The 2,702-nt window shown below is 62.0% G+C and carries 3 protein-coding genes; all 3 read right to left on the bottom strand.

Annotation, left to right across the window (positions count from 1 at the left end; translation table 11 throughout):
* Window positions 1-38 precede the first annotated feature (38 nt).
* The gene (locus IVA82_RS14080; protein WP_247493333.1) at window positions 39-2,108 is read right to left on the bottom strand and encodes a recombinase family protein; all 2,070 of its coding nucleotides are present in this window, start codon (window positions 2,106-2,108) and stop codon (window positions 39-41) included.
* Window positions 2,098-2,268: a hypothetical protein gene (locus IVA82_RS14075; RefSeq protein WP_247349117.1), complete on the bottom strand. Its 171-nt coding sequence runs from the start codon at window positions 2,266-2,268 to the stop codon at window positions 2,098-2,100. The genes IVA82_RS14080 and IVA82_RS14075 overlap by 11 nt, the downstream gene beginning before the upstream one ends.
* A 186-nt stretch (window positions 2,269-2,454) precedes the next feature.
* Window positions 2,455-2,702: hypothetical protein (locus tag IVA82_RS14070; protein ID WP_247493332.1), on the bottom strand; the 248-nt coding region annotated here is incomplete at its 5' end.

Genomic DNA, 2,702 nt, shown 5'->3' with positions numbered 1-2,702 from the left:
CTCGACTTCTACAACCGCGCATCAGAACACCCATCTGTCTATGTTGTTGTAGAGAAGAGACTTTGCTGATTGGGATGCGATCCCGTGGGGTATCTTGGGTTCTGTCGCGCTCGTTCGGCGATAGATTGAGCGGCAGTTGTTATCAGCGAGGCGCGGGCGAAGATCCACGGGCCGTCCGATAGCGGATGGAAGGCTTCGATTTCGCCGGCTTCAGCGGCCAGCCGGAGCGTCTTGGGCGCGATCTTCAGGAGCTTTGCGGCGTTGCTAAGGTTGAGCCAGGGTTCGATCCCGTCATCGGCGGGCTTGAACACCGGGAGGTGGTAGCTCGAGCGCATTGATGTGACGCGCTCGCGGGTCCAGCGATTGCCGTTGCCTGTCTTGAGGCCGTTTCGGTTGAGGAGGCCGGCAATCAGATCGTCGCTGGCGATCAGCACCAGTTGACGCACGGCTTGGATAATATCGGCAGAGGTGCTGTTGCGCTGTCCGCGCCGGCGCTTGGGCAAGCGCAACTCGCTGTGGGCACCACCCACCCAGTGGACGATGAGAACGATCTCGGAAGCCGCGTCGTCGATATCGGCCACGACCTCATGGACGAGGGTGCGTACAATGCGCTTCTTGAGGCGAGCATCCGTCGTCGGCGCATCCCAGACCGTTTTGAGGTTCGAGGCAAGAACGCTGAGCGAAGCTGGATCAGCAATGGGCGCGGACGTCACTGCATCATGCATGGCGATCTTGCCCTCGACCTCCGCCACGTGAGCGAGCGCCCTGTTCCAGCGCGCTTCCAGCTCACTCGCCACCAGCCGGTTCGCGGGGTCAGCGGCATCGTATTGCCGGAAAGCCCTGTCGGCGGCATAGCGCGCCGCCTCGAGGTCGCGATTGAGAGCATCGCGCACCTGATCGCGGCGTTCCCTGGCTCCCTTGGCGGCAGCGGTTGCAGCGGCGATAGCGCCTGGGCCGACAACGCCAAGCAGTGCTTCCTCTATTGCATCATCGACGCGCAATCCTCCGAAGGCGATGCAGTGAGGGCCGCCATTGTCCATCCAAGCGCGGCTGCAGCTGTAGCGCGGGATATGGTGCTTCATGCCTGAGTACCGGAGTGTGAGCTTGCGGCCGCAGCGCTTGCACCGGATCAGACCGGCCAGCAGCGCGTCTCCATGCTTGGGCGCGCCGTGATGCCGACCAGTGGGAACGTTGCTGCTGATCATCGCGCGGATCGCCTCGAACCTCTCCCAGCTCACATACCCGTCGTGGGTATTAGGCTTCAACGTCAACCATTCGTTCCGCGTCTTGCGGCGGATCTTCACGGTCACGCCCTCGGCGGTGTATCCTGCCGCCACAGCCGTCTTACCATAGGCATAGGCGCCGCCGTAGACCGGGTTCTCAATGATCCGGTGGATGGCGGAGTAACTCGGTCGCCGCCAGGCTGTGTCGCCGTTGGACTGTTTCACCGGCAGATCGAGATTGTACTCGTGGAGCCAGCAGAGCGCCTGTCGGGCACTGCCCAGTTCCTCGACCTTGTCGAACACCAACTGGATCGCTTCCTGGACGCGCTGATCCGGATCTTTCTCATAGCGGTCGCCGGCCTTCACGAAGCCGACGGGCGCCGCCACAATCAACTCGCCCCGGCGCGCCTTCTCATAGCGGGCCGAGAGCGAGCGCTGGCGCAACAGATCCAGCTCGTACTCATTGAGGCTACCCTTGAGCCCGAGCAGCAGGCGGTCGTTGCCGTGCCTTGGCGCATAGATGGTCTCCTGATCGACCAGAACGGTGTCGACCACGCGGCACATCTCGATGAGTTGCTGCCAATCCCGGCTGTTGCGAGCGAACCGCGAGACCTCGCGGGCGCAAACTGCACCGACCTTACCGAGGCAAACCTCCGCTACCATCCGCTCAAAACCAGCGCGTTGGACCCCGCCGGCGGCTGAACGACCGAGATCATCATCGATCACTTCGATCTCAGACCAACCGAGCGCCGTCAGCCGGTCCCGCATGGCGTATTGCAACGCGCTGCTCTCGCGATTGTGCAACACCTGATGTGCCGAGGATTGACGCACGTAAAGAATCGCCTTGCGCTCCAGATGATGAGGCCTGACCTTGTCAGAGATCATGACCGACCTCCTTCGCGGGCGGCGTCGCTGTCATCGCAGCATGGTCGACGATCAACTGCGTCATCAGGCTTGTGAGGGCCGCCCGAGCTTCCGCCGGCAGCTCCAGCCATGCTGGTGCGCCGATGGCGCCGTTCGAAAGGCCGCTCCCGAACAGATCCATCTGCTGCTGCGGCCGCGGTTGTCGATTGTGTCGGTATCCGCTCCCTGGCATTGCCGTCTGCCGTGACATGGGTCTCTCCCCGATTCTGGTCGTGAGAGGCTCTGGATGCGCTAGAAAGCAGAGCAGCTGATGACGTTCGATCCATCAACGCCAGATCGAGAAGCGCTGAAAACGCTGCAAGTGCGGTTATGCTGACAAATGGCCGAGCTGCCAAAAGCTCCGCCTCAGGGCATGCCGTCCGGTCGAACATCCATGCTGGAACCTCCAGCCAACGATCTGCTTGCGATCCATCCAGCGTGCAGCGGAAGGCGACATCGCCAGCCTTGTCGACGGCCCCATGAACGCAAACTCGGCAGCCAAACCAAGGATGATATCGATAAAGAACCTCGCGAAGAACGGTCCTGTGGGCGTTCTCAAACCTCGTTGTACAACGG

The sequence above is a fragment of the Bradyrhizobium sp. 142 genome, from assembly GCF_023074015.1.
Lineage (GTDB): Bacteria > Pseudomonadota > Alphaproteobacteria > Rhizobiales > Xanthobacteraceae > Bradyrhizobium.
The sequence above is the reverse complement of the archived record's forward strand: the minus strand, read 5'-3'. Positions and strand labels throughout refer to the sequence as shown.

Bases quoted from the DNA above. Each gene is read 5' to 3' on its own strand.
- IVA82_RS14080 (WP_247493333.1), bottom strand. From the start codon at position 2,108: ATGATCTCTGACAAGGTCAGGCCTCATCATCTGGAGCGCAAGGCGATT.
- IVA82_RS14075 (WP_247349117.1), bottom strand. From the start codon at position 2,268: ATGGATCTGTTCGGGAGCGGCCTTTCGAACGGCGCCATCGGCGCACCA.